General features: G+C 66.5%; 27 protein-coding genes and 2 tRNA genes. 14 read left to right on the top strand and 15 right to left on the bottom strand.

Going from position 1 to position 23180, the window contains the following annotated elements:
• The first annotated feature begins 240 nt into the window (after positions 1 to 240).
• Positions 241 to 316 (top strand) — tRNA-Cys (locus QA609_RS15380).
• Positions 317 to 842: 526 nt separating this feature from the next.
• Here the strand turns inward: QA609_RS15380 and QA609_RS15375 are convergent.
• From QA609_RS15375 to QA609_RS15365, 3 genes are all read right to left on the bottom strand, one after another.
• Positions 843 to 916, bottom strand: a tRNA-Lys gene (locus tag QA609_RS15375).
• A gap of 65 nt (positions 917 to 981) precedes the next feature.
• Positions 982 to 1680: a hypothetical protein gene (locus QA609_RS15370; RefSeq protein ID WP_278303487.1), complete on the bottom strand. Its 699-nt coding sequence runs from the start codon at positions 1678 to 1680 to the stop codon at positions 982 to 984.
• 57 nt (positions 1681 to 1737) lie between these two features.
• A complete protein-coding gene (locus QA609_RS15365) occupies positions 1738 to 1875 on the bottom strand; it encodes a hypothetical protein (RefSeq protein ID WP_278303485.1) in 138 nt (45 codons plus the stop codon).
• A gap of 490 nt (positions 1876 to 2365) precedes the next feature.
• On the opposite strand from QA609_RS15365, the gene QA609_RS15360 reads away from it, so the two are divergent.
• The 8 genes from QA609_RS15360 to QA609_RS15325 all read left to right on the top strand — a co-directional run bounded on the left by QA609_RS15360 (position 2366) and on the right by QA609_RS15325 (position 7529).
• A complete protein-coding gene (locus QA609_RS15360; RefSeq protein WP_278303484.1) occupies positions 2366 to 2860 on the top strand; it encodes a DUF892 family protein in 495 nt (164 codons plus the stop codon).
• A gap of 335 nt (positions 2861 to 3195) precedes the next feature.
• Complete coding sequence (locus QA609_RS15355; protein WP_278303483.1) at positions 3196 to 4650, top strand: sodium-dependent transporter; 1455 nt, start codon at positions 3196 to 3198, stop codon at positions 4648 to 4650.
• Positions 4650 to 4967, top strand: coding sequence for a hypothetical protein (locus tag QA609_RS15350; RefSeq protein ID WP_278303482.1), 318 nt, complete (start codon positions 4650 to 4652; stop codon positions 4965 to 4967). Before QA609_RS15355 ends, QA609_RS15350 begins: the two co-directional genes overlap by 1 nt.
• Before the next feature lie 38 nt (positions 4968 to 5005).
• Positions 5006 to 5479 (top strand): ribosomal protein S18-alanine N-acetyltransferase, encoded by a 474-nt coding sequence (rimI, locus tag QA609_RS15345; RefSeq protein ID WP_278303481.1) that lies wholly within the window; start codon positions 5006 to 5008, stop codon positions 5477 to 5479.
• Positions 5480 to 5530: 51 nt separating this feature from the next.
• Positions 5531 to 5944, top strand: a complete 414-nt coding sequence (locus QA609_RS15340; protein ID WP_278303480.1) for a DUF5810 domain-containing protein — start codon at positions 5531 to 5533, stop codon at positions 5942 to 5944.
• Between the two features lie 25 nt (positions 5945 to 5969).
• Positions 5970 to 6386 carry a DUF5809 family protein gene (locus tag QA609_RS15335; RefSeq protein WP_278303479.1) on the top strand — a complete coding sequence of 139 codons (417 nt, stop codon included), beginning with the start codon at positions 5970 to 5972 and terminating at the stop codon, positions 6384 to 6386.
• Positions 6387 to 6519: 133 nt separating this feature from the next.
• Positions 6520 to 7092, top strand: coding sequence for an NUDIX hydrolase (locus QA609_RS15330; RefSeq protein ID WP_278303478.1), 573 nt, complete (start codon positions 6520 to 6522; stop codon positions 7090 to 7092).
• 59 nt (positions 7093 to 7151) lie between these two features.
• Positions 7152 to 7529 (top strand): rhodanese-like domain-containing protein, encoded by a 378-nt coding sequence (locus QA609_RS15325; RefSeq protein ID WP_278303477.1) that lies wholly within the window; start codon positions 7152 to 7154, stop codon positions 7527 to 7529.
• A gap of 137 nt (positions 7530 to 7666) precedes the next feature.
• Here QA609_RS15325 and yciH read toward each other — a convergent pair whose 3' ends face one another.
• The 6 genes from yciH to QA609_RS15295 form a co-directional block, all read right to left on the bottom strand.
• Positions 7667 to 7960 (bottom strand): stress response translation initiation inhibitor YciH, encoded by a 294-nt coding sequence (gene yciH, locus QA609_RS15320; RefSeq protein WP_005553381.1) that lies wholly within the window; start codon positions 7958 to 7960, stop codon positions 7667 to 7669.
• A 67-nt stretch (positions 7961 to 8027) separates the two neighbouring features.
• A complete protein-coding gene (locus QA609_RS15315) occupies positions 8028 to 10295 on the bottom strand; it encodes a DUF3488 and transglutaminase-like domain-containing protein (RefSeq protein ID WP_278303476.1) in 2268 nt (755 codons plus the stop codon).
• Positions 10292 to 11365 carry a DUF58 domain-containing protein gene (locus QA609_RS15310; RefSeq protein ID WP_278303475.1) on the bottom strand — a complete coding sequence of 358 codons (1074 nt, stop codon included), beginning with the start codon at positions 11363 to 11365 and terminating at the stop codon, positions 10292 to 10294. Before QA609_RS15310 ends, QA609_RS15315 begins: the two co-directional genes overlap by 4 nt.
• Entirely contained in the window at positions 11362 to 12339 is a 978-nt protein-coding gene (locus QA609_RS15305) for an AAA family ATPase (RefSeq protein WP_278303474.1), read from the bottom strand. Before QA609_RS15305 ends, QA609_RS15310 begins: the two co-directional genes overlap by 4 nt.
• Before the next feature lie 193 nt (positions 12340 to 12532).
• Positions 12533 to 12727 carry a cold shock domain-containing protein gene (locus tag QA609_RS15300; RefSeq protein ID WP_167939217.1) on the bottom strand — a complete coding sequence of 65 codons (195 nt, stop codon included), beginning with the start codon at positions 12725 to 12727 and terminating at the stop codon, positions 12533 to 12535.
• A gap of 71 nt (positions 12728 to 12798) precedes the next feature.
• Entirely contained in the window at positions 12799 to 13053 is a 255-nt protein-coding gene (locus tag QA609_RS15295; RefSeq protein WP_278303473.1) for a hypothetical protein, read from the bottom strand.
• A 90-nt stretch (positions 13054 to 13143) separates the two neighbouring features.
• Between QA609_RS15295 and QA609_RS15290 the strand changes: the two genes are divergently transcribed.
• Positions 13144 to 13338 (top strand): hypothetical protein, encoded by a 195-nt coding sequence (locus tag QA609_RS15290; RefSeq protein WP_278303472.1) that lies wholly within the window; start codon positions 13144 to 13146, stop codon positions 13336 to 13338.
• Here the strand turns inward: QA609_RS15290 and QA609_RS15285 are convergent.
• Together QA609_RS15285 and QA609_RS15280 are read right to left on the bottom strand one after the other, a co-directional pair.
• The gene (locus QA609_RS15285; RefSeq protein ID WP_278303471.1) at positions 13325 to 14338 is read right to left on the bottom strand and encodes a 5,10-methylenetetrahydromethanopterin reductase; all 1014 of its coding nucleotides are present in this window, start codon (positions 14336 to 14338) and stop codon (positions 13325 to 13327) included. The two genes, QA609_RS15290 and QA609_RS15285, sit on opposite strands and share 14 nt — an antisense overlap.
• Positions 14335 to 15105, bottom strand: coding sequence for a coenzyme F420-0:L-glutamate ligase (locus tag QA609_RS15280; protein ID WP_278303470.1), 771 nt, complete (start codon positions 15103 to 15105; stop codon positions 14335 to 14337). Before QA609_RS15280 ends, QA609_RS15285 begins: the two co-directional genes overlap by 4 nt.
• A 95-nt stretch (positions 15106 to 15200) precedes the next feature.
• Here QA609_RS15280 and QA609_RS15275 point away from each other — a divergent pair, with 95 nt between their 5' ends.
• The 4 genes from QA609_RS15275 to QA609_RS15260 all read left to right on the top strand — a co-directional run bounded on the left by QA609_RS15275 (position 15201) and on the right by QA609_RS15260 (position 19113).
• Positions 15201 to 16523 (top strand): NUDIX domain-containing protein, encoded by a 1323-nt coding sequence (locus QA609_RS15275; RefSeq protein ID WP_278303469.1) that lies wholly within the window; start codon positions 15201 to 15203, stop codon positions 16521 to 16523.
• A 297-nt stretch (positions 16524 to 16820) separates the two neighbouring features.
• Entirely contained in the window at positions 16821 to 17588 is a 768-nt protein-coding gene (fabG, locus tag QA609_RS15270; RefSeq protein WP_278303468.1) for a 3-oxoacyl-ACP reductase FabG, read from the top strand.
• A gap of 92 nt (positions 17589 to 17680) precedes the next feature.
• Positions 17681 to 18610: a D-2-hydroxyacid dehydrogenase gene (gene ddh / locus QA609_RS15265; RefSeq protein ID WP_278303467.1), complete on the top strand. Its 930-nt coding sequence runs from the start codon at positions 17681 to 17683 to the stop codon at positions 18608 to 18610.
• A 2-nt stretch (positions 18611 to 18612) separates the two neighbouring features.
• The gene (locus tag QA609_RS15260) at positions 18613 to 19113 is read left to right on the top strand and encodes a GNAT family N-acetyltransferase (protein ID WP_278303466.1); all 501 of its coding nucleotides are present in this window, start codon (positions 18613 to 18615) and stop codon (positions 19111 to 19113) included.
• Between the two features lie 135 nt (positions 19114 to 19248).
• Here QA609_RS15260 and nirK read toward each other — a convergent pair whose 3' ends face one another.
• From nirK to engB, 4 genes are all read right to left on the bottom strand, one after another.
• Entirely contained in the window at positions 19249 to 20367 is a 1119-nt protein-coding gene (nirK, locus tag QA609_RS15255; protein WP_278303465.1) for a copper-containing nitrite reductase, read from the bottom strand.
• 181 nt (positions 20368 to 20548) lie between these two features.
• Positions 20549 to 21058, bottom strand: a complete 510-nt coding sequence (locus QA609_RS15250; protein WP_278303464.1) for an FKBP-type peptidyl-prolyl cis-trans isomerase — start codon at positions 21056 to 21058, stop codon at positions 20549 to 20551.
• A gap of 90 nt (positions 21059 to 21148) precedes the next feature.
• Positions 21149 to 22375, bottom strand: a complete 1227-nt coding sequence (locus tag QA609_RS15245) for a polysaccharide deacetylase family protein (RefSeq protein WP_278303463.1) — start codon at positions 22373 to 22375, stop codon at positions 21149 to 21151.
• A gap of 169 nt (positions 22376 to 22544) precedes the next feature.
• Positions 22545 to 23162, bottom strand: a complete 618-nt coding sequence (gene engB, locus QA609_RS15240) for a GTP-binding protein EngB (protein WP_278303462.1) — start codon at positions 23160 to 23162, stop codon at positions 22545 to 22547.
• Positions 23163 to 23180: the final 18 nt, after the last annotated feature.

Here is a 23180-nt window from a genome sequence, read left to right as displayed (position 1 = left end):
TCGCCTGCGTTTCGGCGAGTACTGGAGTGCGCGAGCCTCTGGGAAATCCGATTCGCCGCCACCACTCATACTCGACTTTCAGCCCACACAGCAACCGCTGTGTGGGCTTTCCGCATTTATACAGTCGAACTTTATTGCCGTTGTCTCCCGTTAGTAATACGAAGGGTACGCTCGAGTTCACCCTTCGAGATCGGTCCGTACCGCTATGTTTAAACGATCGCAGTGACAACAGAGAACCGCGCCAAGGTGGCAGAGTCCGGCCGAACGCAGCGGCCTGCAGAGCCGCCCACCGCCGGTTCAAATCCGGCCCTTGGCTTGCTTCTACCTAGTGAGCGATCCGATCAGCGGACGGACGGGTCGTTACTCACAGATCCTTCTCGAGCGTGGTGATCGCCACACGTACGCTGCGAACCCACCGAGCGATCACTCGATCTCGAGCAGACAGCCGTTTCGTACGGTTTACTGTAGGTCAGTTCCGGTGCAACCGCGACTCGGACGGCGATTGCACCGGTACATCGGTACAGCAATCCGTATCAGACTCGGATCGCCACACCACTGGCAGTCGAATCCTGTCGGCAGTGCTCTCGAGGGCGTTCCGACAAGAAGGCGCCGTGGAGCTTCGAACGCGCGGTTGCGGCGGCGTCACTCTGTTATTCAACTCGTATGGGGCTTTTGTTGCCTGTCGCTCATGGAGATGTTTGCGACAGGAAAGCGGGCCGGGCGCGATTATGAACTACGCCGAGACGTTCCAGCTCGCTCGCTGCGCTCACTCACGGGCTGCGACTCATCTAGTTCAAATCGCTCTGGCCGCTCTGCTCGTCACGAATTGTTCCTCGCAGAAGCGGGCCGGGCGCGATTTGAACACGCGACCGTCTGGTTAAAAGCCAGACGCTCTGCCAAACTGAGCTACCGGCCCTCCGTTCTGTACTATCGGCGAGTACCGGTTAAACGTTTCTTTCTCGGTTTGTGATACTGCAGGCCTTAGTCGAAGTACTTCTCGAGCGCGGCCGTGACGAGTTCACCGGGATCGACGTCTTCGATCGATGCGCGGCGTCGAAGGTCCCGGTAGCTGTCCGGAGAGAGGGCGACTTCGATTCGGCCGAGCTCGACGTCGTACTCTCTGAGCGCGTACTCGATCGGCGTTCCGTCGTTGACGGCGCTGGCGACGCTGCGGACCTCACGAACGGTGAGGTCGCCGTCGAGCGTAGCCCAGGCGAGGAGGAGTCGAGCCTCCCCTTCGACGCGGGCGATGTGTTTGGCTGCCGTCGGCGCGATGCGACCGAGTGCGACTTGCTTGCGGACCGACCGCGGTAGATCGTGGACGCGGGCCCACTTGCGGATGAACGAGACCGTTGCGTTTCCGCCGGTCCGCTCGGCCGCGGCCTTGTACGACCCCTCGCCGCGAACGAGGGCGGCACAGGCGGCGGCACCGCGAAGCATGTAGAGGTGGTCGTCGTTAGTGTCGCCGCTTGCGAACTGTCGAACGGTCTCGGCGGCGTCGGCGAGGCGGTCGGGATCGTCGGGATCGAACTGGACGGCCTCTCGAGCGTGCGGTCCGGCGACGGACTCGTCACCCCGGATGACGGGTGTGCCGACCGGTGACTCCCGGTCGGTGGGGACGGGCTCGATAGAGTCGTCGGTTTCGTCCCCGATCTGATTCTGACGGTGATCGTCAGTCATATGGAAGTAGACGGGCCGTGAAACCAAAAAGAACGAGGCTTTGGCGGCACCAGCTGCTCATTCGTCTCGCTTTTCGGCGAGGTGCTCCCAGATCTCTGTGCAACCGGCTCCCTCTTCGATTCCGTCGAGATGTGAATCGTCCGAATCGTCGTCGTCGTCGATCGGTTCCGGTTTGCAGTCCGGGGCGTGTGCCATGGATCACTGTTAGGAGTCCGAACGAATAAGTGGCGCTTCAGCCGCAAAGGATACCCGTGCTCACCCGTCTCGGACAATGGTGCCGCTATCTCGGACCGTCCGACGGTTGGCCCCGTGGCGGGCCGACGCCGGCAACGAGGTGCTAGTGGCGATCGAACGACGTGTTCGAGCTGAATCGCGCGTTCGAACCCCCGACGCTCCGGATCGGCGTCGGTTCGGACCCCGATCCCACCAGAGGCGACAGGAGAACCGGTTTCTCGGGTCGACGTGTGGGGCAGAGAGGAGGCGAATTTGGCCGATAAGTGTGGAGTCGCCGAGAAACTGGCCGACCCGGACCGGAACGAGAATCTCGAGCCGACGACGACTCGATTTCGGGACCTGCGTGCACACACCTCGACCCGGTCGATCGGCCGGACTGCGAGCTCGGCTACCGCCTGCCCTCGCAGGGAGTCGATTTTTTCTTTCGGCCGGCGGAGACGCTGGCGGAACGATGACAGTCGAAACCATTCAGGAGCTGTTCGAACACGGTCTCGAGGACATCTACCATGCCGAGCACGAACTGCTTGACGCGCTCGAGGACCTCGAGGAGAACACCGAACGCGAGGAGATCTCGTCGGCGTTCGCCGAGCACCGCGAGGAGACCGAGGAACAGATCGACCGCCTCGAGGAGGTGTTCGAGATCTTCGGCGAGCCACCCGAGAAAGAGGAGTGTGAGGGTATCAAGGGTCTGATTCAGGAGTACGAGGAGTTTACCGCCGAGGATCCCTCCCAGGAGGTACTCGACTACCACAGCATGGCCGCCGCGGAGAAGACCGAACACTACGAGATCGCGGCCTACGGGAACCTCATCCCGCTCGCGGATCAGCTCGGGATGGACGAGGCGGCCGACCTCCTCGAGGAGAACCTCCGGGAGGAACAGGAGGCCCTCGACGAGCTGACGGAGTTGACCGAATCCTTCGAGATGGACGCGATTCCAGCGGAGTAACAGTCATGAGCGACGACACCGAGGACGAGGCCGACGAGGAGACACAGTACGGCGGGACCGAAGACGAACAGCCCGAGACGTCGATCGACGAAGACGACGAAGCGTAGCGCGTTGCCCTCCCGAGGCCACCGCTTTTCGAGTTCGACGGGTGCTGTAGGCACGATGATTCTTTCGATCCTTCGTTACGAGTGAACTGCTCCGCGCCGGTGGTGGGCGACTGAATCTCCGACAGACAGCGGTCCCGAGTGGCTGTTTCCCGCTCCCCTGCCCAGGCCCGTGATGGCACATAACACATATAGTCCTGCTCGAGGTAGACTCCTGCGGAGGAACACAACATGGCAGACGCCAAGACGGCTCGAGCGGAGTGGGGGACACGGTTCGGCTTCCTGATGGCGATGATCGGCGCCATGGTCGGCGCCGGGAACATCTGGCGGTTTCCGTACGTAATGGGCGAAAACGGCGGGGGTGCGTTCGTTCTCGCCTTCCTCGTCCTGTTGTTCCTGCTGGCAGTACCGGGGCTGATGGCGGAGGTCGCGCTCGGACGATACACGAACAAGGGGATCATCGGCGCGTTCCGCGACGTCCTCGGTCGCGGCGGGTTGGTCGGGCTCGGAGTGATCGTCCTACTGGTCAACATCGCGCTGATGTCGTACTACTCGCCGTTGATCGGGTGGACGCTGTACTACGCGGTCCACTCACTGTTGTTCACGTTTACGGCAACCGGGTTCGAAGCCGAGCCGTTCATGGAGGCGTTCTTCGCGAACCCGGCGCTGATGATCGGACTCCACACCGCCGTCATGGCTTCGGTCGCGGCGGTCCTCCTGTTGGGAATCCGGCGCGGCGTCGAACAGCTCGTCGTCTACGCCGTGCCGGCGCTCGTGATCACGCTCGTGATCATGACGGTTCGCGGACTTACCCTCCCGGGTGCGAGCGAGGGGATCGCCTTCACGTTCAGCATCCAGTGGGAGTACCTGTTCGAGGGCTCGACGTGGATCGCCGCGCTCGGCCAGGCGCTGTTCTCGACGGGACTGGGCTGGGGAATCGCTCTGACCGTCGGGAGCTACCTGCGGGAGTACGACGACGTCCCCCTCGGTGGCGGCGTCTTCACCGCGATCGGCGAGTCGAGCATCGGTATCCTCGCGGCGCTGGCGATCTTTCCCGTCGTCTTCGCGGTCGGCGTCGAACCCGACGCCGGCGCGGGACTCGCCTTCGTCTCGCTCGTCCAGGTCTTTCCGGAAATTCCGCTGGGTGGGCTCGTCGCGATCCTGTTTTTCGTCGGGTTCTTCCTCGCGACCTTCACGTCGGGGGTCGTCATCACCGAGGTCAGTGTCACGACGCTCACCGAGGAAACGAAATTTAGCCGGAAACAGACGGTTCTCGGGGTCTGCGGGCTAATCTGGCTGCTCGGCATCCCGAGTGCATACTCCGCTGACATCCTCGACTACCTCGATTTCGTCTTCGGCAACTGGGGACTCCCGCTCGCGACACTGGCTATCATCGGCGTCATCGGGTGGGTCCTCGGCCCGGAGCGGCTCCGCCTGCTGGCGGTCAACCGCAACGCGGGGATCTACGTCGGCAAGTGGTGGGACCCGGTCATCAAGTACGTTATCCCGGCGGTGATGATCTTCATCATGGCCTACTTCGCTTGGGAGGACTTCGGCTCGCCGGAGATGATCGGCGGGATGCTCGTCATCGTGCTGTTCCCGATCATCGGCTACGGAATCATGTCGGTTCTCGAGGGCCGCGGCGGCGGTCCCGACACTACGGACGTGACCGGAGGTGACGACTGATGGTGCTGACCGCCGAAGTCATCGGAATGCTCGTCTTCACGCTGGCGGCGTTCTGGGGTCTGGCGACCTGGTCGCTCGTCCGAACGATGCGCCAGGAGGGCCGCAAGGTCGAGATCCTCGAGCATCAGGATCGGATGGACACCTACTCGCCGAAGGCGCTGGCGGAGCTCCGGGAGTGGATCCGGGCCAACCCGGACGATCCGCTCGTCGACGACGCCCGTCGCCGACACAACGAGTGCATCGAGGCACTCGAGGAGACCGACAGGCGGTTCTACGACTGGTCCGACGAAGAGGTCGATCGCCTCGAGCGGATCTGAGCGGGAGGGCTTTTGGTACTCGAGGGGGTAGACCGAGTGTGACCACGTCGGCCCCGGCCCCCGACGAGGAGTGCTCGATTCGACCCGCGGAGCGTGCGGATCTGCTCGCGGTCGTTCGTATCGAGCGAGAGTCGTTTCCCCAGCCCTGGCCCTACGACGCGTTCGAGCGCTTTCTCGACGAACCCGGGTTCCTGGTCGCCGTCGACTCTCTCGGCGCGGTAGCGGGGTACGTCGTCGCCGACGTGAACCGTCAGTACGGCCGCAACCGCGGCCACATCAAGGACATCGCGGTCCATCCGGAGCGGCGGGGAAGTGGCGTCGGCTCCGCGTTATTGTCGCGTATCGTCGCCGTCCTCCTCTCCCACGGTGCCGACTCGATCAAACTCGAGGTCCGGGAGTCCAACGACGCGGCCAAACGGCTCTACCGAAAGTTCGGTTTCGAACCGCTCCGGCGAGTACCGGGTTACTACGACGACGAAGACGCGATCGTGATGGTTCGAAAGCTCGAGTGATCTGCCGTCGGGAGCGGGGAGGTTTTAGGACCGACGACCCTACCGCCGAGTATGGGATATCGCTGTCCGGTCTGTGAGACCGAGGAGGCCGACGCCGTCCACCTCGCGAACCACCTCGCCGTCACCGCCTCGCTGGGACGGCCCGATCACGAAGCCTGGCTCGAGGACCACGCCCCGAACTGGGGCGACTGTACTCCAGCGGAACTCGGTGAGATCGTCAGCGAGCACGCCGAGACCGTCGAGACGCCCGAGTTCGACGATCACGATCACGCCGACCACGGCCGACCGGGCGGGCTCGAGGGGGACCTCGCCCGCCAGAGCCGTCAGCCGGGTCGCGGCTCGATGACGGACGAGGCCGAACAGGTGCTCCGGGAGGCCCGAGAGCTGACCGAGCAGATGGCCGGGAACGCGGACGGCGGGTCAGACGAGGAGGCGGAGCCCGAGAACGGAAACGAAAACGCGTAACTGCCGGACCCGCGAGGATCCTCGTATGGAGACGACGGGAACGTTCACGTTCGAGTCGGCCGCGGAAGCACGCGAGCGCTACGAATCGGTCGGCCCGGCGGCACAGACGGTCGTCCGCGAGGTCGCGAAGGCGATGGCGTTCGACCGCGAGGAGTACGACGAGCGCGTCAACGGTGACGTCGTCGAGAGCGCGCGCGACGCGCTGTTCGCGAGCTTACTCGAGGTTCGGATCGGCTCTCGCGAGGAGTACGAGGAGTGGCGCGAGGGCTACGACGGCGAGGTGACCGAGGTCGGCCACGAGCGCGTCGATCGCGTCGTCTGGCATGCCGGGCCGACCGACGAGGCCGTCGCGGCGACCTTTCAGGACGAGGAGGAGGCTGCCGTCGCGACGCTTCGCCGTCAGGCGTTCGGTCGGCTCTACCGGGAACTTCTCGAGGACTGATACGGATTGCTGTGACGATGTACCGACACCCGGGTCGCGATTGCGCCGGAACTGACCTACAGTAAACCGTATGATAACGTCTTCGAGCGCGGAGACGGTACCTATTCCCCCCTCGAGCACGCAGCCGTTTTTCATGACCGACATCGACGACTGGGAGCTCCTGGAGGAAGTGACCGAGTACGATACCCCCTGGTACGAGGGCGGCTACGATCGGCTCCGCCAGCCGGACGGTTCCGAGAAGCAGTACTACTGGGCCGACCTCCCGCCCGCGGTCGTCGTGGTCGCCCGGGTCGACGCCGGCGTCCTCGAAGACGATGATGACGGCGAGGGAGACCACCTGCTGTTCGTCGAGCAGTACCGGCCGACGATCCGCGAGACCCACCTCGAGCTTCCCGCGGGGATCGTCGAGGACGGCGAGTCCTACACGACCGCCGCCGCCCGCGAACTCGAGGAAGAGACCGGCTTCCGCCCCTCGAGTACGGCACTCCTCCAGGAGTACGCGGTCGCGACGGGCGTGCTTCGCCACGACCGGGCGGTCGTCTACGCCGAGGGGCTCGAACCCGGCGAGCGCGAACTCGACAACAACGAGTTCCTCGAGGTGACGACGGTACCGATCGACGAGGCCCTCGAGCGCGCCCGGGAACAGCCGGCCAACGACTCGACGCTGACCGCGCTGTTGCTCGCGAAGGAAGACGGTCTGCTCTGATCACGAACCGGTTCCGGAACCCGTGGCGCTTATTCGATCGGCGTTCCAACTCCGGGATAATGGATGGCGAAATATCGACGGCGGAGGTACGTGAGCTACTGGAGGACGACGCCGACGTTCGGGTCGTCGACATCCGCGACCAGCACAGCTTCGCGCACAGCCGGATCCCGGGTAGCGAGAACCTCCCGTTTCAGCAGCTTTCGGCACGCATCGAGGAGCTCGAGGGGGCGGACCACGTCGTTACCGTCTGTCCACACGGGAAGGCAAGCGTCCAGGCGGCCCAGCTCATCGGTTCCTACGAGGGAACCGCCGACGCCCGCGTCGAGAGCATGGCCGGTGGACTCGAGGAGTACGGGATGAGATACGGGCTCGCCCGCGGCGATGACGCCGAGTCCGAGAACGCTACGGACGCCGAGCCGCCGGAGTCGCCGTTCTGAGTTCGGTTCGGCGCCTCGCTCACCGGACTTTCGAGCCGTCGGCTCGCCGGTTTCTCCGCCGAAAAAGATCGATCGCTGAGAGACACGGTGCGCGAGTCGTGGAGTTCGGAAGTCGTCTTAGAGCATCGCGGGCTGGATCAGGCGACGTTGAAGCCGCGGTCCCGAAGGAAGTCCTCGATGCGACCGGTGTGGTTGCCCTGGAGTTCGATCTGACCGTCCTCGACGGTGCCTCCGCAGGCGAACTTCGATTTGAGATCCGACGAGAGACTGTCCAGATCGACGTCCTTCGGATCGAATCCTTCGACGATCGTTACCTCTTTTCCGTATCTGCGCTCGTCAATGCGGATGTTGAGTTGCTGTTGTCCCTTGGCTACGTCCTCACAGACGCAAAGCTCTTCGGGCAGCCCGCACGTCGAGCAGACTTCCGACATTACGATCGAAAGTACGGAATGGGCATATTAAACACTATCGGGACCCGCGCCGCGTCGGGCGGTCTTTTTAAAATCGGTCGAGGAGCGGGAGTCGCTCTCGAGCCAGTTCGTCGACGATCTCGATCGCTTCGTCGGCCGCCTCTCGATCGACGCCGCCGCCGTAGGTCGCCCGTTCGTAACAGCGTGCGACCCGCTCTGTGCGCGGGTCTACCGACTCGGCCGCGGACAGCGCCGAGAGGTACTGCCGGCTCGACTCGCCGCGGCGCCGCGGACGGTACTCGCGGGCCAGCAGTCGCTCGAGCCGGCGGTACGCCCGTTGGGCGTCCTCGTCGGGGTCACCGCGGCGGCCGTGCCAGTAGAGGCGGAACTCCCGCCGGACCCGGCGAGTCGCGCCGGTTCGCCGCACCCCTGCCGCCAGCCCGACCAGCGCGAGGAGCCCGATCGCGAGCTGTTCGCGAGTGATCGTTACGACCTCGCGCGGATCGAAGCCGTCGTCACTTCCCGCGTCAGCGCTCGCGCCGTCGTCGCCGTTGCCGTCGTCGACGTTGGCCCCGTCGTCAGCGTCGTCGGGTTCCGTGTCGTTGGGATCGTCGTCGTCCGCCTGGCCGTCGTCGTCGGACTCGTTTGGTTCCTCGTTGCCCTCCGACTCGTCGTCATCTTCGTCGTCGGAGATCGGGACGTCCTCGCTCTCCTCGATGTCGACGCCGTCGTGGCCGTCCTCGCGGGCCTCCTCGAGGCGGTCGTTGTGCTCGTCCTCGCGGGCGTCGCCCGGCGTCGGCTCGAAGGCGACCCAGCCGTGGTCGGGGAAGTAGACCTCGACCCAGGCGTGGGCGTCCAGTCCGCGCACGACGTACTCGCCGTCGTCGATCTCCTGCCCGCTGGTGTAACCCGTCGCGTACCGGGCGGGAATCTCCTCGGCACGCAGCATCTGGACCATCGACGTCGCGAAGTAGACGCAGTAGCCCTCGTCCATCTCGAAGAGGAACTCCTCGGCGACGTTCCCCGAGGGCTGGTCGACCTCGAGGGAGTACCCCTTCGACGAGCGGAGGTACTGTTCGATCGCGACGGCGGCGTCGTAGTTCGTCTCCGCGTCCGCCGTCACCTCGGCGGAGTACTCCTCGAACTCGCTCGAGGTGTCCTCGGGGAGCTGGAGGTAGTCGCTGTCGTCGATCACGTGGTCCGGGTAGTCGGCCCCCGCCGCCCGGAGCTCGTCGGGATCGGGGTCGACGATCGCGCTCTCGACAGCGTACTCGTCGCCCTCGACGAGTGTGTCGGCCGGCTGGGGCTGGCCGTGAGCCGAGACCTCGGCGTGTCTCACGGGTGGGCCCTCGAGTCCGACCTGCTGGGCCGCGCCGGGGAGCACGCCCAGTTCGGTCTGTGCGGTGACGTGCTGGTTGACCGTCTCGGGATCGCCCGGCGGTCCGTCGATCGAGCCGTCGTACTCCTCGAGGGGGCCCGACCGGATCCACTCGTCGCCAGCGAACCGGTCGTAGACGCCGGTGCGCCAGTACGACCGCTCCTCGGATTCGACCGTGAACCGGACCTCCGGAGAGAGGTCGACCTGACCGCTGATCCCGGACTGCTCGTCGGCGGTGTCGATCGTCCCCTCGAGCGTCCCGTCCCCGCCGCCGGAGAACGTCGCTCCCCCGTCCTCGCCCGGAAGGATCGTAACCGATAGCGAGAGGACGATGATCGCAGCGAACACCACGGCGAGCAGGTCGGCCTGGGCGACCGAGCCGCCGCGGCGCTCGAGTTCGCCGAAGCCGACGGCACCGATCCCACAGGCGGTTCCGACCAGGGTGATCGTCGTCCCGGCGTCACCGGTCAGAACGAGGAACAACAGCGCGAACCCTCCGGGAACGACGGCGAGCGCGTACCGACCGCGCACGGCGAGATACCACGAGAGGAAGGCGGGACCGGGTGCGAATCCGAGCGTCCAGAGCCCCGCCTCGACCATCCGGAGCAGGGGGAGCCCGGTCGCGAGCGCGGCGGTGTCGTCGAGAATCGTTCCCGTCGCAGCGAGTGCGGCGTCGACGCCGACCCCCGTAGCCTCGAGGTAGTAGGCGAAGCCGACGACGACGACGACGATCGCCGCCGCCGTCGCCGTCCGAGGACGGATCGCCCGCGCGAGGACCGTCGCCGCGACGAGCATCGATCCGACCAGCAGGAGCAGCGATCCGGTTCCGCCGACGACCTGGGTCACCTCGCGCAACACCCAGACGTACGAGCCGATCAGCGCCGCCACGCAGGCCAGTGCGAGGAGTCGGAACGGGCCGGCGCCGACCGACCGCTCGAGGTCGACGTCGACGGTCCGTCCGCGCGAGTCGGTGCTCACGCGGCCACCCCCCGCGAGCCGTCCGTATCGGTCCCCGTCTCTTCGGTTGTCGGCTCGTCGTCGTCGGTTCGGCTGTTACTCGTCGCTCGACTGTCCGCGCTGTGGAGTCGATCGAACGGGATCTCGTGGCCCTCGACGACGACCGTCGTCCCGTTGGCGTCCGACTGGACCAGGACGTCGGCCTCGGTTCGGCTCCGCTCGTCGAGCTCCTCGGCCTCGAGGACGGCGAGCGATCGGAGCAGCGACCGGTGGTGCCGACGACCGGTGCTCGGCGGGTGTCCCTCGGCTCCGACGGTCAGCCCGACCCGTATCTCACACTCGAGCAGGTAGGTCGCGACGCTGGCGACGGCCGCGGCCAGTTCGTCTTCCCGACCGGAGATACACTCGGCGGCGACCGTGGCGGCGCCGGCGGTCTCGTCGGCGGCGAACTCCCTGACGACGAGGTCGTCGTCCGGCCGCTTGGCAGCGGACTTCCAGTGGACCTCCCGGAGCGGATCGCCGCGCTGGTACTCCCGGAGGTGGTCGAACTCCTCGCGGTTAGCCTCCCGCGCGACGCCGGCGAGTGCCTCGAGGTCGCGACTCGCTCCGTTCTGCAGGTCGTAGATCCGCGGGTAGGCGAGCACCGTCGTCGTCTCGTCGTACTCGAACCGTCGCTCGCAGAGTCCGAAGACGTCCCGCACTGTGATCGACAGCGGTCCGATCCGGTGTTCGCCCCGCTGCTCGAGGGTGAGATCGTACTCCAACTCGGTCTCGCCCTCGAGGGTCGTCTCGACGCTCGGGTCCGGTGCGGCGAGCCCGTCGCCGACCTCGTCTCGGACGGTCGCGGCGACGCTCGAGTCGGTTTCGATCCCGACGGTAACGGTTCGACTCTCGCCGAGGAACCCCTCCGGAACCGGGGCTCGCCTGACGGAGGGTCTGTCGGCTCTGACCGTCGTGAGGACGGCGGCGACGACGATCACCAGCAGCGGGATAACGACGGCGTCGAGCGAGCGCGGCCCGTACTGCCAGCTCATCACGGCTCCGAACGCGACGACCGCGATAGCTCCCCAGCCGCGGCTCGTGAATCTCATTCGACTGTGGTGTACTCGAGGGCGTCGGCGACGACCGAGTCGCCGTCCCGATCCCGGCTCTCGGTCCTGATCCGGTGGCTCAACACGACGGGCGCTTCCGTCTGGACGTCGTCAGGGACGACGTATTCGCGGCCCGCAAGGGCGGCCCGAGCCTGTGCGGCCCGCAACAGCGAGATCGTTGCCCGCGGACTGACGCCGATGCGGGCGTGCTCGCGGGTGTAGCCGGCCAGCCGCGTCGCGTACGCTCGGACCGGCTCCTCGACGCGGATCTCGGCGACGGTCTCGCGGGCGCGAACGAGCGTCTCGAGGTCGGTCACGGGGCCCAGTGAGTCGATCGGGTGGTGGCCGACCGCCCGGCCAAGCAGTTCGGTCTCCTCCTCGGGATCTGGATACCCCAGGCTGAGTTTTTTCATGAAGCGGTCGATCTCGGCGAACGGCAGCTCGTAGGTCTGGTTGGGTTCGACGGCGTTCTGTGTCGCGATGACGGTAAAGGGGTCCGGTAGCGCGCGGGTCTCGCCGTCGACGGTGACCTGTTCCTCGGCCATCGCCTCGAGCAGGGCCGACTGGGTCTTCGGCGGCGCGCGGTTGATCTCGTCGCCCAGGACGACGTTGGCGAAGATCGGTCCCGGATTGAACTCGAACTCCCGGCTCTTCTGGTTGAAGACGTTGACCCCGGTGACGTCCGCGGGGAGGAGGTCAGGGGTGAACTGGATTCGACGGAACGTGCAGTCGACCGAGCGGGCGATCGAGCGGGCCAGCATCGTCTTACCGACGCCCGGAACGTCGTCGAGCAGGACGTGTCCGCGTCCGAGAAGCGCCGTGATTACGTGTTCGATCGCGTCCTCGTGCCCGACGATGACGCGGGAGACGTTCGCCTCGACGTCCGCACAGAGCTCTTCGATCGTCGAGACGGGGAGGGGTTCGGGTCGGGAGGGGCCGCGGTCGGCCGCGGACTGGGGGGTCGGCTCAGTCATGGCTCGAGACGATCTCCCTCGGGAACCCGCAAGCTACTCATCAGTACGGTATCAGGGAGTTGGAACCATATGTTTTGTGTTGACGGGGGGTACGGTCGGCGGTACGTACTCGACGCCGACTCGATCGGTCCAGATCGAGCGCGGCCACTACGGGGGTGTGACAGTCAGAAAACGATACCTCCGTCGTGACACCTCAGAGCCGTTCGACGTCGTTCGCCCGCGGGCCCTTCTCGGCTTCCACGATCTCGAACTCGACTTCCTGGCCCTCCTCGAGGTCGGGGCCACCGACGTCTTCCATGTGGAAGAACACGTCCTCGTCTGCGTCCTCGGTTTCGATGAAGCCGTAACCGCCCGTGTCGTTGAAGAATGCGACCGTACCTTTCGCCATTGCAAGTTCATAGAACCGCGACAGAGATATAAATGTTCGGGAGGGAGTACCGCACTCCGGATCTTCGACGGTTACCAGGACTTACACGCGGGACAGACGAACGCGCCCTCATCGCGCCAGACGCGCTCGACGCCCTCCTCGCAGCGCTGGCAGGTGTACGAGCCCCAGGCGTAGGTTGACAGTGCCGTTCCGTGCCCGCTCGAGTCGCCGTCGCTCGCCCGATCGGCTCCGTCCCCGTCGGACCCGTCGCATTCTTGACCGCGGTCGCCGTCGTCGGCTCGATCCGTCGGCCCGGTGAACGACGAGAGCGTCGCGTCGTCGGTCATCGTTCTCGCGTACGATCGGCGACGGGTTAAGTTCGACCGTTCGGTTCCGGGATCGGCACCCCCAAGTACCATCCCTGACAACACGCAGCTATGGACTCCGCCGTAGTGATGAACGTGATCGTGGACAACGTTCGGGAGATGAACGAGTACTTCACCGAGGTCGCGATGGGCGAGGGGCTCGCCCCGCTGCTCGTTCTCGTCGGCACGTTGCTGATCGTCTTCTCGCTGGGCGTCTTCGGCGCCCTGACGCTGGGCGCCGTCGGCGATCTCTTTACTTCGAACTAGTCGCCCGGTCGAGCGCTTCGCTCGCCCGTTCGATCGACTCCTCGAGCTCCGGCCCCAGCGGCGAGCCGACGACGATCCCGTCGACGTGCTCGAGGGCGGCCGCGAAGCGATCTGCGACGGTCTCGGTCGTGCCGGCGACACAGAACCGGTCGATCATTCGCGGCGTCACGTGCTCGAACGCCTTGCCCAGCTCGCCGTTCTCGACGGCGTCGCCGACGGCGGCTGCGGCCTCGCGGTCGATGTCGTGACGGTCGAGAACGGGATCGGCCGCGCCGCCGACGATGAAGGCGACTGGCGGACGGGCCGCCTCACGGGCCGCGTCCTCGTCGGCGGCGACGCTGGTGCTGGCGAACGCGAGCGACTCGAAGCTCCCGTACTCCTCGGGGCGATCCGCGAGCCCCTTCTCGAGCTGTCCCGCGGCCCACTCGAGGTCGTCCGGGTGGGCCGCGTTGATCAACACCCCGTCGGCGTGTTTCGCGCTCATCCGGAGCATGTGCGGGCCCTGCGCGCCGACGTAGACGGGCAGCTCGCGGAGCTCGAGGTTGAGTGAGGCGTCGCGAGCAGTGAACGTCCCCTCGTGGGTGATCGTCTCGCCGGCCCAGAGGTCGCGAGCGACGTCGAACGCCTCGAGGACCCGCCGCAGCGGTCGTTCGTGGTCGTAGCCGAGGTTCGAGAGCGCGGAGCGATCGCCCGCGCCGACCCCGAAGACCCCGCGGCCATCGCTAACTTCGTCGATCGTCGCGGCCTGGCTCGCGAGCCTGACGGGATGGGTGTCGTAGGGGTTGACGATTCCCGGGCCCAGTTCGATCGTCTCGGTCGCCTCGGCCATCTTCGTGAGCGCGACGAACGGGTCGCGGTTGAAGTAGTGGCTGCTCGCGAACGCGACGCCGAACCCCTCGCGTTCCGCGACGCCGGCGAGTTCGCCCATCCGCTCGGGCGCGTGTTCTGGCGTGAGTTCGATGCCTCGAGTCGTCTCCTCGCTTGGTGTGTCGTCTGTCATTGTTCGAATTCCCACTCCCGCAGGGCCTGGCGAACCAGGTCGTCCTCGACCGCCCTGAACAGCTCGTCGCTTCCCTCGAGGTCGCCGAACGACCAGTCGCGGACGACGACCGCTGGGGTGCCGTCGGCGCCTTCCCCGGTGACGAGGTTCGCGGCGCTTGCAAGTTCGTCGACCACCGACTGGACGGTGACGCCGAGTTCGCGGCCGTCACGGTCGGGCTCGCCGCGCCAGTCCCGGCTCGCGGGCAGCCCCGCCCAGCCGAGCGCGACGCCGCGCTGGCCGTGGCGAAACGGGCGCCCGCAGGTGTCGGTGACGATCACGGCGACGTCCTCGTGACCGCGTTCCGCGAGCCCCGCCCGGATTCGCTCGGCGCTTTCCGTCGGTTTTCGCGGGAGCAAGAGGAGATCGTGATCAGGCACGTTCGAGCGATCGATCCCCGCGTTGACGCAGATGTGTCCGAACCGCGTCTCCGTGAGCATGAACGGACACTCGATCAGCAGTTCGGTGCTCTCCTCTAAGACCGCCTGGGCGAACCGGGGATCCTTCTGTTCGCCCGCGATCGCTCCGATCCGCTCGGCGAGTTCCCTCGCGCGGCCGCTGACGGGAAACTCCTCGAGATCCGCCGTCCGCCCCTCGGCTTTCGAGACGATCGTGCTCGCGATAGTGAGCACGTCGCCGGGCTCGAGGGCGGCCCGATCGGCGACGAGTTCGGCGAGGTCGTCGCCGGGGCGGATCTCGGGCAGATCCGTGACCGCTGTCAATTCCATACCGGAGGGTGGGGGAGCGCCGCCAAAAGCGCACCGTCACCGGAGCTTTCGTCCGGTCCGAAAGCGACTCCAGGGCTCCCGACCTCGAGTCGAGTATGACCGGGACCACCGACGATTGCGACCGTACCCATGTCGTCACTGCCTTCCTCCGCCACGGCGGCGACGTGCTCCTGTTGTGCCGCAGCGACGCCGTCGGCACCTACGCGGGCCGGTGGGGCGGCGTCTCCGGGTTCGCGGAAGGGGATCCGGACGCGCAGGTCCGAACGGAGATCCGGGAGGAGACGGGCCTCGAGGACGCCGTCTCGCTCGTCCGCTCGGGTCGGCCCGTCGAGTTCGCCGACGCGGAGCTCGAGCGCGAGTGGGTCGTCCACCCCTACCTCTTCGACTGCGATCGCCGCGACCTCGAGCTGAGCGAGGAGCACGACACCGCCGAGTGGGTTCCCCCGACCGAAATCGCCGACCCCGACTCGGACCGCGAGACGGTGCCGGAGCTGTGGACGGCCTACGAGCGGGTCGCGCCGACGGTTCGCTCGATCGCCGCCGACGGCGAGCACGGCGCCGCCTCCCTGTCGATCCGAGCACTCGAGGTTCTTCGAGACCGGGCGGGCTTGCTGGTCGCCGAGCGCGACGCCGGCGACTCCGCGAGCGACCCCGACGAGGAGTGGGACGAACTCGCCGAACTCGCCCGTCGGTTACTCGAGGCTCGCCCCGCGATGGCGGTCCTGCGAAACCGGGTGAATCGGACGATGGCCGACGCCGAGGCGACCGCCGGAGACGGGACGGCCGACGCGCCCGCCGTCCTCGAGGCCGCCCTCGCGGGGATCGACCGCGCGCTCGAGGCCGATACGGAGGCGGCGGCGACCGCGGCCGACTCGCTCGAGGGGAGCGTCATGACGCTGTCGCGGTCGGGCACCGTCCTCGAGGCGCTCCGCGTGGGCGAGCTGTCACGGGTGTTCGTCGCGGAGTCCCGACCCGCCCGGGAGGGCGTCGGCGTCGCCGAGGCGCTGGCCGAAGACTGCGCCGTCACGCTCCACACCGACGCGGCCGCGGCCCACCTGCTCGCGACCGAGGACGTCGACCGAGTGCTCGTCGGCGCGGATACGATCCGGGCCGACGGCGCCGTCGTCAACAAGACGGGGACCCGGGCGCTGGCGGTCGCCGCCGCCCGGGAAGCGGTCCCGGTGACGGTCGTCGCCGCGACGGACAAGCTCTCGACCCGCGAGGAACTGAACCTCGAGTCCGGCGACCGCTCGGCGGTGTACGACGGCGACGCCGGTATCGACGTAGCGAACCCGACGTTCGACGTGACGCCCGCCGACTGCGTGAGCGAGGTCGCTACCGAGTATGGGTTACTCGAGCCGGAGACGCTCGAGGACATCGTCGAGGAGCTGCGCGAACTCGAGGCGTGGTGGTCGTAAGACGAAGACAGTAGCGGACGTTCGAGAGCCGCGCTCCGCTTGAGCGCGCCGGTATTCGGCCCGCTCGAGCGCTCCGTTGCGTGGGGTTTTTGCGTGCGACCGACATAGGATCGGTCGTGGCGGCCGTGACGAAGAGTTACCCCCTCCGAGCCCCTTGTGACGAGGGATTTTCCCCGAGCCGCCATCGCTACTTCCCTCAGCCGTAGCTGTCGTATTCGCTTTCACGACCGGGTGGAGACGTCCTCGAGAGTTCCGGCGTATCGTAGCTTTATACCGCTGCTCGTGGTCCGGAGGCGCATGACGGGAGACGATGCGGTAGCGATCGTTACGGGTGCAGCGAGCGGTATCGGAAGGGGAATCGCCGAAGTTCTCGCAAACGAAGGAGCGGCGGTCGTCGTCGCCGATATCGACGAGGACGCGGCTCGAGAAACAGCCGACGACCTACCAGGCGAGGCGATGGCGGTCCCGGTCGACGTGACCGATCCCGACGAGACGGACGCGCTCGCGGAGGCCGTCGTCGACGAGCACGGTCGGATCGATATCCTGTGTGCAAACGCCGGGATCTACCCCTCCGCACCGCTGGACGAGCTGTCGACAGACGACTGGGACGACGTCCTCGACGTCAACGTCAAGAGCGTGCTCCTGTCGGTGCAGGCGTGTCTTCCGCATATGAAAGCACAGGAGTACGGTCGGATCGTTCTCACCTCCTCGATCACGGGGCCGATGGTCGGCTACCCCGGCTGGACCCACTACAGCGCGAGCAAGGCCGCGATGCTGGGGTTCATGCGAACGGCAGCGATGGAGGTCGCCGATGCGGACATCACGATCAACGCCGTGTTGCCGGGGAATATCCGGACTGGCGGACTCGACGACCTGGGCGAGGAGTACCTCGACCGGATGCGCGCTTCGATTCCGAAGGGGACGCTCGGCACCCCGGAAGATATCGGACACGCGGTCGCCTATCTCGCCTCCGAGGAGGCGGGGTACGTCACCGGTGCCTCGCTCGTCGTCGACGGCGGACAGACGCTTCCGGAGTCTCAGCTCGCGCTCGAAGAGCTGGAATGAAGGATCCGGGACGGGAGCTCGTTCCAGAGTTGTTTCTCCCGTGTGGGAGCGGGACACAAAGTTGAACCCCGAGTCGTTCGTACCGGTCGGCCATGCAACCCGAACTCGAGCGACTGGGCGTTCACGAATCGGTCGAACTGGTGTTTCCGCCGTCGGAGCTCGCCGACTCCCTCTCGGAGCTTCCCGTCGACGTCACCGTTATCGGCGACGACGAGATCGACTCCTGTGACGCCGTCGTCACCCTCGAGCACCGCGACGCCTTCCTCGAGTGCGAGTGGATTCACTCGATCCAGGCCGGCGTCGACCGCTTCCCGTTCGAGGAGTTCGAGGAGCGCGGCGTCCTGCTGACCAACAGCACCGGGATCCACGACCGCTGGGTCGGCGAGACCGTCGCGAGCTACCTGCTCGCCTTCGCCCGGCGACTCCACCGACACGTCGCCAACCAGCAGGAGCGACGCTGGGAGCAACCCGAGTGGGACGATGGCTTCACGCTGCCGGGTTCGACCGCCTGCGTCGTCGGTACCGGAACGCTGGGAAGCGGCGTCGCCGAGGTGCTGGGTTCGCTCGGAGTGCGGATAACGGGCGTTCGTCGCTCGGGCGACCCCGTCGAGGGGTTCGAGGAGGTCTACGCGAGCGAGAACCTGCTCGAGGCCGTCGCCGACGCCGACTTCGTGATCGTGACGCTGCCGCTGACTGAGGAGACCCACCACATGTTCGACGCCGACGTCTTCGCGGCGATGCGCGACGACGCCTACCTCGTCAACGTCGGCCGCGGCCCGGTCGTCGACGAGTCGGCGTTGATCGAGGCCCTCGAGACCGAGTCGATCGCGGGGGCTGCACTGGACGTCTTCGAGACCGAACCGCTCCCCGAGGAGTCGCCGCTGTGGGAGATGGAGGAAGTGATCGTCTCACCCCACTGTGCGGCCTTCTCCGAGGACTACTACCGGGCCGTCGGTGACCTCGTCCGGGAGAACGTCGACCGGGCGGAGCGCGGCGAATCGTTCCACAACCGGGTCGTCTGACCGTGTCGAGCGCCGGGGTTCGACGCGCGAAATCGGACGACTCCGAGGCGATCGCTGACGTCCACGCCGCGGCGATCCGCGATCGCGGCCCCGAGTACGACGAGCGGGAGCTGCGGGCCTGGCTCGCGAACGTCCACCCCGAACGGTATCCGATCGGCGAGCGCGAGGCGGGAATCGACGTCGTCGTCGCCGAACGCGACGATCGGCTCGTCGGGTTCGGCTGGCTCGACCGCGATCCCGCCGAACGGGACGGGTCGACCGGCGAGGTCGTGGCCGTCTACGTCCGCCCGGACGCCGTCCGCGAGGGAATCGGCACGGCGATCCTCGAGCGACTCGAGGGGATCGCCCGCGAGGCGGGACTCGCGGAACTCGTTCTCGTCGCCTCGAAGAACGCGATCGGCTTCTACCGCGATCGGGGGTACGACCCCGACGAGACGGTCGCACTCGAGATGACCGCGGACGTCTCGCTCGCGGGCCTTCGGATGCGAAAGCGGCTCTCCTGAGCCGGGACGACGCTCGCCGGGCCCCGAAACGAGCCGGACACGGCCAGGTCCGGTTTCGGACCGTCGGCGACGCCGACGCGATGTTTCGGGTCCAGGCTGCTCGAGAACCGACGGAAACGGCTCGGTCGAAGCCGTCTACGGATCGCCGTCGTACACGTCGGTGTTCTCCTCGCCCTCGACAGCGATCTGTCCGAGCGATCCCCTGTGGACGACTCGAGACAGCGCGTGATCGACGAGGCTGACGGGGCCGGGAACCGGGAACTCCACCTCCGCCGCCGTGGTCGTTCCCGGGCCGACCATCGCCGTCTCGACGTTCTCGTCGGGAGCGCTCGTGAGATCGCCGTCCCGGTAGTAGCGACTCCAGACGTTCCCGATCGCGTGCCAGGAGCTGGCCAGATTCGGCCCGCCGTTGGCGTAGTAGATCCGCGCCGTCTCGCCGACTTCGGCCTCGACGGGTCCGTACGCGCCGTCGTCGGTGAACGCGAGGTACTCGCCGTTGAGGGCGACGTACGTCGGGCTCTCGTCCGCCGCAGCGTCGAAATCGTAGCTGTGGTGGCCCTCCTCGCCGGTATCGCCGTCGGTGTACAGCTCATGTTGCCCGAAGTAGAACTCCCGATCCACCTCCGGAAGCCCCTCCTCGGGTTCGACGAGGATCGCGCCGAACATCCCGAGACTGCTGTGCTGATCCATGTTCGGGACCGCGCAGTGATAGATATGAACGCCGGGATAGGTCAGCTGGAACCGGACGTTCGCGACGTCGTCGCCGGGTGCGAGCGTCGTGTCGGCGGCGCCACCTCCGGGGCCGTACACCGCGTGGAAATCGACGTTGTGCGCGTCGGCGTTCTCGTCCTCGGGTACGTCGAACGTGAGGTCGATCGTATCCCCTTCGCGAACCCGGATCATCGGTCCCGGAATCTGTCCCTCGTAGGTCATGTATCGGAGCGTGACGCCGTCCTCGACCTCCGCGACGGCCTCGATCGACTCCAGGGTGATCTCGTGCTCTCGAGGTTCGTCCCAGTCGACTGGGTCAGGGACGTCGGTCGGATCGGCCGCAATCCGATCGACATCGACCGGCTCCGGCTCGGGAAGGCCGTCCTCGTCGTCGTTGTCGTCGTTTTCCTCCGCTTCGGTGGCGTCGTCGTCGCTCTCGTCTTCGTCGTCCGCCGACTCGCTGAAACAGCCCCCGACGAGAACCGTTCCGCTCGCGCCCGCCACCACCAGAAACCGCCGTCGACCGTGAGTGTTCACAGTCATACCGGTGGTTACATCGACCAGACATATAGTACGGTACTGGACCTGAAACGGACGGTACCAGTCGTTGCGATCGATATTTCACGGCGTCGAGTAGGTCGATGTCCTCTCGAGGGCCAAGGAAGTTCGACTGGTCGCATTCGAGACCGTTCCGACCGGTCTCACTCGAGATCGGATACCGCTCTCACTCGTCGGCCGTCCGTTCCCCGCGGACCTCGAGCACCTCGAGTTCGATCTCCACCGGAACGCCCGCGAGCTCGTGGTTGAAGTCGACGGTGGCGGTGTCGTCGCCGACGGCCGTGACCCAGCCGGTCTTTCCGTCATCGGTATGAACCTGCGTCTCGGTCTCGAGCGAACCCTCGGCCGGCGAGTCGTCAATCTCCTCGAGCGGGAACTCGACGACCCACTCGCCTTCGTGCTCGCCGAACGCCTCCTCGGGCTCGAGACGGAACGTCGTCTCGACGGGTAGCTCCTCGGGGTCGACCTCGAGTTCCTGCAGCGCTCGCTCGACGCCCGGCACGACCATCCCTTCGCCGACGCGAATCTCGAGGGGTTCGTAATGGCGCTCGTCGTTGTAGATCCCCGTCTCCCTCGCGAGATCGGCGTCGGTGGTGTCGAACGGCTCCCCCGCCTCTCCGTCGGCGACGATACGACCGGTGTAATGACAGACCGCGACCTGCCCGAGTTCGACCATCGTCCGTACCGACCACGGTCGGGCCCAAGAAGCCGTCGCCGGCTGTCGTCTGCCGGGGGTCGGTGTGGGTCCCCTCTACCTCTCTCGTGCTTACTCCCGGATCCGCTGGTAGGCGGCCCGCCCCGCGACCGCGACGGTCGCGAGCAGTCCCGTCCCGGCGGCGATCGCGGGACCGTTCTCCCGGACGGTCGGGCCGGCGCCGTCCCCGCTCGAGTCGCTCGCGCTCTCGTTCGTCGCCGCCTTGCCATCGTCCGCTCCACCGTCGCCGTCGCTCCCGGTTTCCGAATCGTCGTTCTCTTCGTCGTCATCCTCGGTCCCCAGCATCTCGTCGGGACCGGCATCGAGCTCCGAGAGCGCCTCTCGGAGCGTGACGATCTCGAGATTCCGTTCTTTCGCTTCCTGGATAGCGAAGCGGACGCGCTCCTCGGTCGTCTCGTCGAACTGGCTGTGGCCGACGACGATCCCGAGGTAGTTCCCCGCGGCGACCCGGTCGTAGAACGCCTCGATCTCGGTTTCGGTCGAGGATCGGCCGTCGATGCTCGTTCGTCCGAGATCGTACGGGTCGACGTCGGCGATTCCGTTCAGCCCGTCCCCCTCGCGGTTCGCGAAGCCGGCGTAGTACTCCGCGACGAGCTCCTCGACCAACCCCTCGCTGCGGCCGAACGGGGAGACGAAGTAGTCGACGTCGACGCCCATCTCCTCGAGTTCCGCCTTCGAGCCGACGACCTCCTCGCGGATCCGCTCGTCGGTAAAGCGCACGAACGTCTCCTCGGCCGCGAACGACTCGCCGATCGGCTCCTCGAGCTCGATGTAGAACCCATCGTCGTCCTCGCCGCCGCCGGCGATCACGTTCTCGACGGTTCCGTCGTCGTCGCCGACGACGATCGGTTCGCCGTCGTGGTCGGCCAGAAAGCTCGCGTTCAACGAGAGGCGCCGATCGTCCGGCTCTGCGGGCGCAGTCAAGTAGAGATTTCCGACGACTCCGTGGCTCGCGGTGTGTGACATGATCTCCCACCCTTCCGATTCCATCTCGCGGAGGTGTTCCGGGAGCAGGCCCCAGCCGGTGTCGACGTACTCCGTGACGGCCGCACAGCAGGCCGGGACGCCCTCCTCCTGGTGAACCGGGAACGTCTGGTCCCAGTCCTCGCGCCAGCTGTCGTCGTAGATGAACACGAGTCGTCCGTTGGACTCCCCATCGCTGCCGCCGTCGGCCGCAGTCGGTCCGGCGCCGACCAGTGCGAGCAGGCTCGCCGCGCCGAGTCGAAAGAGTCCGCGCCGGCTGGTCCGCACTCCGAGGGGCCCGCGATTATCGTTCATACCAGCGGGGACGGCGGTTCGAGCTATTGTTACCATACAGTTAAGATAATCTATAACTAAAGAATAAGTTCACGTCTGTGTCGGGAGTCAGCACGCGCCGCGGTCACAAATTCGACGGCTGGAGACGTCTCGAGCGACGCGGGGACTCGGCGGAAGAGCAGGGACTCGATCAGAAGAACTTGAACAGGTCGTCCCGGCCCTGCTCGTGGAGGTGGTCGCGAACGGCCTCGTTCAGGGGATCGATCCGTCCCTTCTTGGCAGTGATCGGCGCGATCGTCTCCTGCCACTGCTTCCAGGGCGGGAGCAGCCCCAGCCGGTCACAGAGTTCGTTCAGCCGCTCGTCGCGGTCGTCGACCTTGTCCATCTTGTTGACTGCGACCACCGTCGGGACGTCGAGTTCGCGCAGGAAGTGGAACATCTCGACGTCGTAGGGGATCTCGTCGGGGCCGGAGTGGCGGTCGATGATGTCGATGACGCTCTTGCCGTCGACGACGAGGACGGCCACGAGAACGTTGTCGGCGTACTCCTCAAGGTAGCGGACGATATCGGTCTTGATCTGCTCGCGGCGATCCTCGTCGACGCCGCTCATGAAGCCGAAGCCGGGAAGGTCGGTGACGACGAAGTCCTCGGCGGTCCAGTCGTAGTGGTTCGGCTCGCGGGTGACGCCGGGTTTGCCGCCGGTGTCGAACGTGTGACCGGTGATCTCGCGCATGAGCGTCGACTTGCCCACGTTCGAGCGGCCGACGAGGGCCACCTCGGCCTCGCGGTCGGGACGGGTGTCGAACATACTCGATCGTCGTCGCGC

It is taken from the genome of Natronococcus sp. A-GB7 (genome assembly GCF_029688865.1).
Classification (GTDB): Archaea; Halobacteriota; Halobacteria; order Halobacteriales; family Natrialbaceae; genus Natronococcus.
Note: the sequence above shows the minus strand (reverse complement) of the source record. Positions and strands in the feature narration are given on the sequence as shown.

Coding starts and splice junctions, on each gene's coding strand:
- QA609_RS15370 (WP_278303487.1), bottom strand. CDS start 1,680: ATGACTGACGATCACCGTCAGAATCAGATCGGGGACGAAACCGACGAC.
- QA609_RS15365 (WP_278303485.1), bottom strand. CDS start 1,875: ATGGCACACGCCCCGGACTGCAAACCGGAACCGATCGACGACGACGAC.
- QA609_RS15360 (WP_278303484.1), top strand. CDS start 2,366: ATGACAGTCGAAACCATTCAGGAGCTGTTCGAACACGGTCTCGAGGAC.
- QA609_RS15355 (WP_278303483.1), top strand. CDS start 3,196: ATGGCAGACGCCAAGACGGCTCGAGCGGAGTGGGGGACACGGTTCGGC.
- QA609_RS15350 (WP_278303482.1), top strand. CDS start 4,650: ATGGTGCTGACCGCCGAAGTCATCGGAATGCTCGTCTTCACGCTGGCG.
- QA609_RS15340 (WP_278303480.1), top strand. CDS start 5,531: ATGGGATATCGCTGTCCGGTCTGTGAGACCGAGGAGGCCGACGCCGTC.
- QA609_RS15335 (WP_278303479.1), top strand. CDS start 5,970: ATGGAGACGACGGGAACGTTCACGTTCGAGTCGGCCGCGGAAGCACGC.
- QA609_RS15330 (WP_278303478.1), top strand. CDS start 6,520: ATGACCGACATCGACGACTGGGAGCTCCTGGAGGAAGTGACCGAGTAC.
- QA609_RS15325 (WP_278303477.1), top strand. CDS start 7,152: ATGGATGGCGAAATATCGACGGCGGAGGTACGTGAGCTACTGGAGGAC.
- yciH (WP_005553381.1), bottom strand. CDS start 7,960: ATGTCGGAAGTCTGCTCGACGTGCGGGCTGCCCGAAGAGCTTTGCGTC.
- QA609_RS15310 (WP_278303475.1), bottom strand. CDS start 11,365: ATGAGATTCACGAGCCGCGGCTGGGGAGCTATCGCGGTCGTCGCGTTC.
- QA609_RS15305 (WP_278303474.1), bottom strand. CDS start 12,339: ATGACTGAGCCGACCCCCCAGTCCGCGGCCGACCGCGGCCCCTCCCGA.
- QA609_RS15300 (WP_167939217.1), bottom strand. CDS start 12,727: ATGGCGAAAGGTACGGTCGCATTCTTCAACGACACGGGCGGTTACGGC.
- QA609_RS15295 (WP_278303473.1), bottom strand. CDS start 13,053: ATGACCGACGACGCGACGCTCTCGTCGTTCACCGGGCCGACGGATCGA.
- QA609_RS15290 (WP_278303472.1), top strand. CDS start 13,144: ATGGACTCCGCCGTAGTGATGAACGTGATCGTGGACAACGTTCGGGAG.
- QA609_RS15285 (WP_278303471.1), bottom strand. CDS start 14,338: ATGACAGACGACACACCAAGCGAGGAGACGACTCGAGGCATCGAACTC.
- QA609_RS15280 (WP_278303470.1), bottom strand. CDS start 15,105: ATGGAATTGACAGCGGTCACGGATCTGCCCGAGATCCGCCCCGGCGAC.
- QA609_RS15275 (WP_278303469.1), top strand. CDS start 15,201: ATGACCGGGACCACCGACGATTGCGACCGTACCCATGTCGTCACTGCC.
- fabG (WP_278303468.1), top strand. CDS start 16,821: ATGACGGGAGACGATGCGGTAGCGATCGTTACGGGTGCAGCGAGCGGT.
- ddh (WP_278303467.1), top strand. CDS start 17,681: ATGCAACCCGAACTCGAGCGACTGGGCGTTCACGAATCGGTCGAACTG.
- nirK (WP_278303465.1), bottom strand. CDS start 20,367: ATGACTGTGAACACTCACGGTCGACGGCGGTTTCTGGTGGTGGCGGGC.
- QA609_RS15250 (WP_278303464.1), bottom strand. CDS start 21,058: ATGGTCGAACTCGGGCAGGTCGCGGTCTGTCATTACACCGGTCGTATC.
- QA609_RS15245 (WP_278303463.1), bottom strand. CDS start 22,375: ATGAACGATAATCGCGGGCCCCTCGGAGTGCGGACCAGCCGGCGCGGA.
- engB (WP_278303462.1), bottom strand. CDS start 23,162: ATGTTCGACACCCGTCCCGACCGCGAGGCCGAGGTGGCCCTCGTCGGC.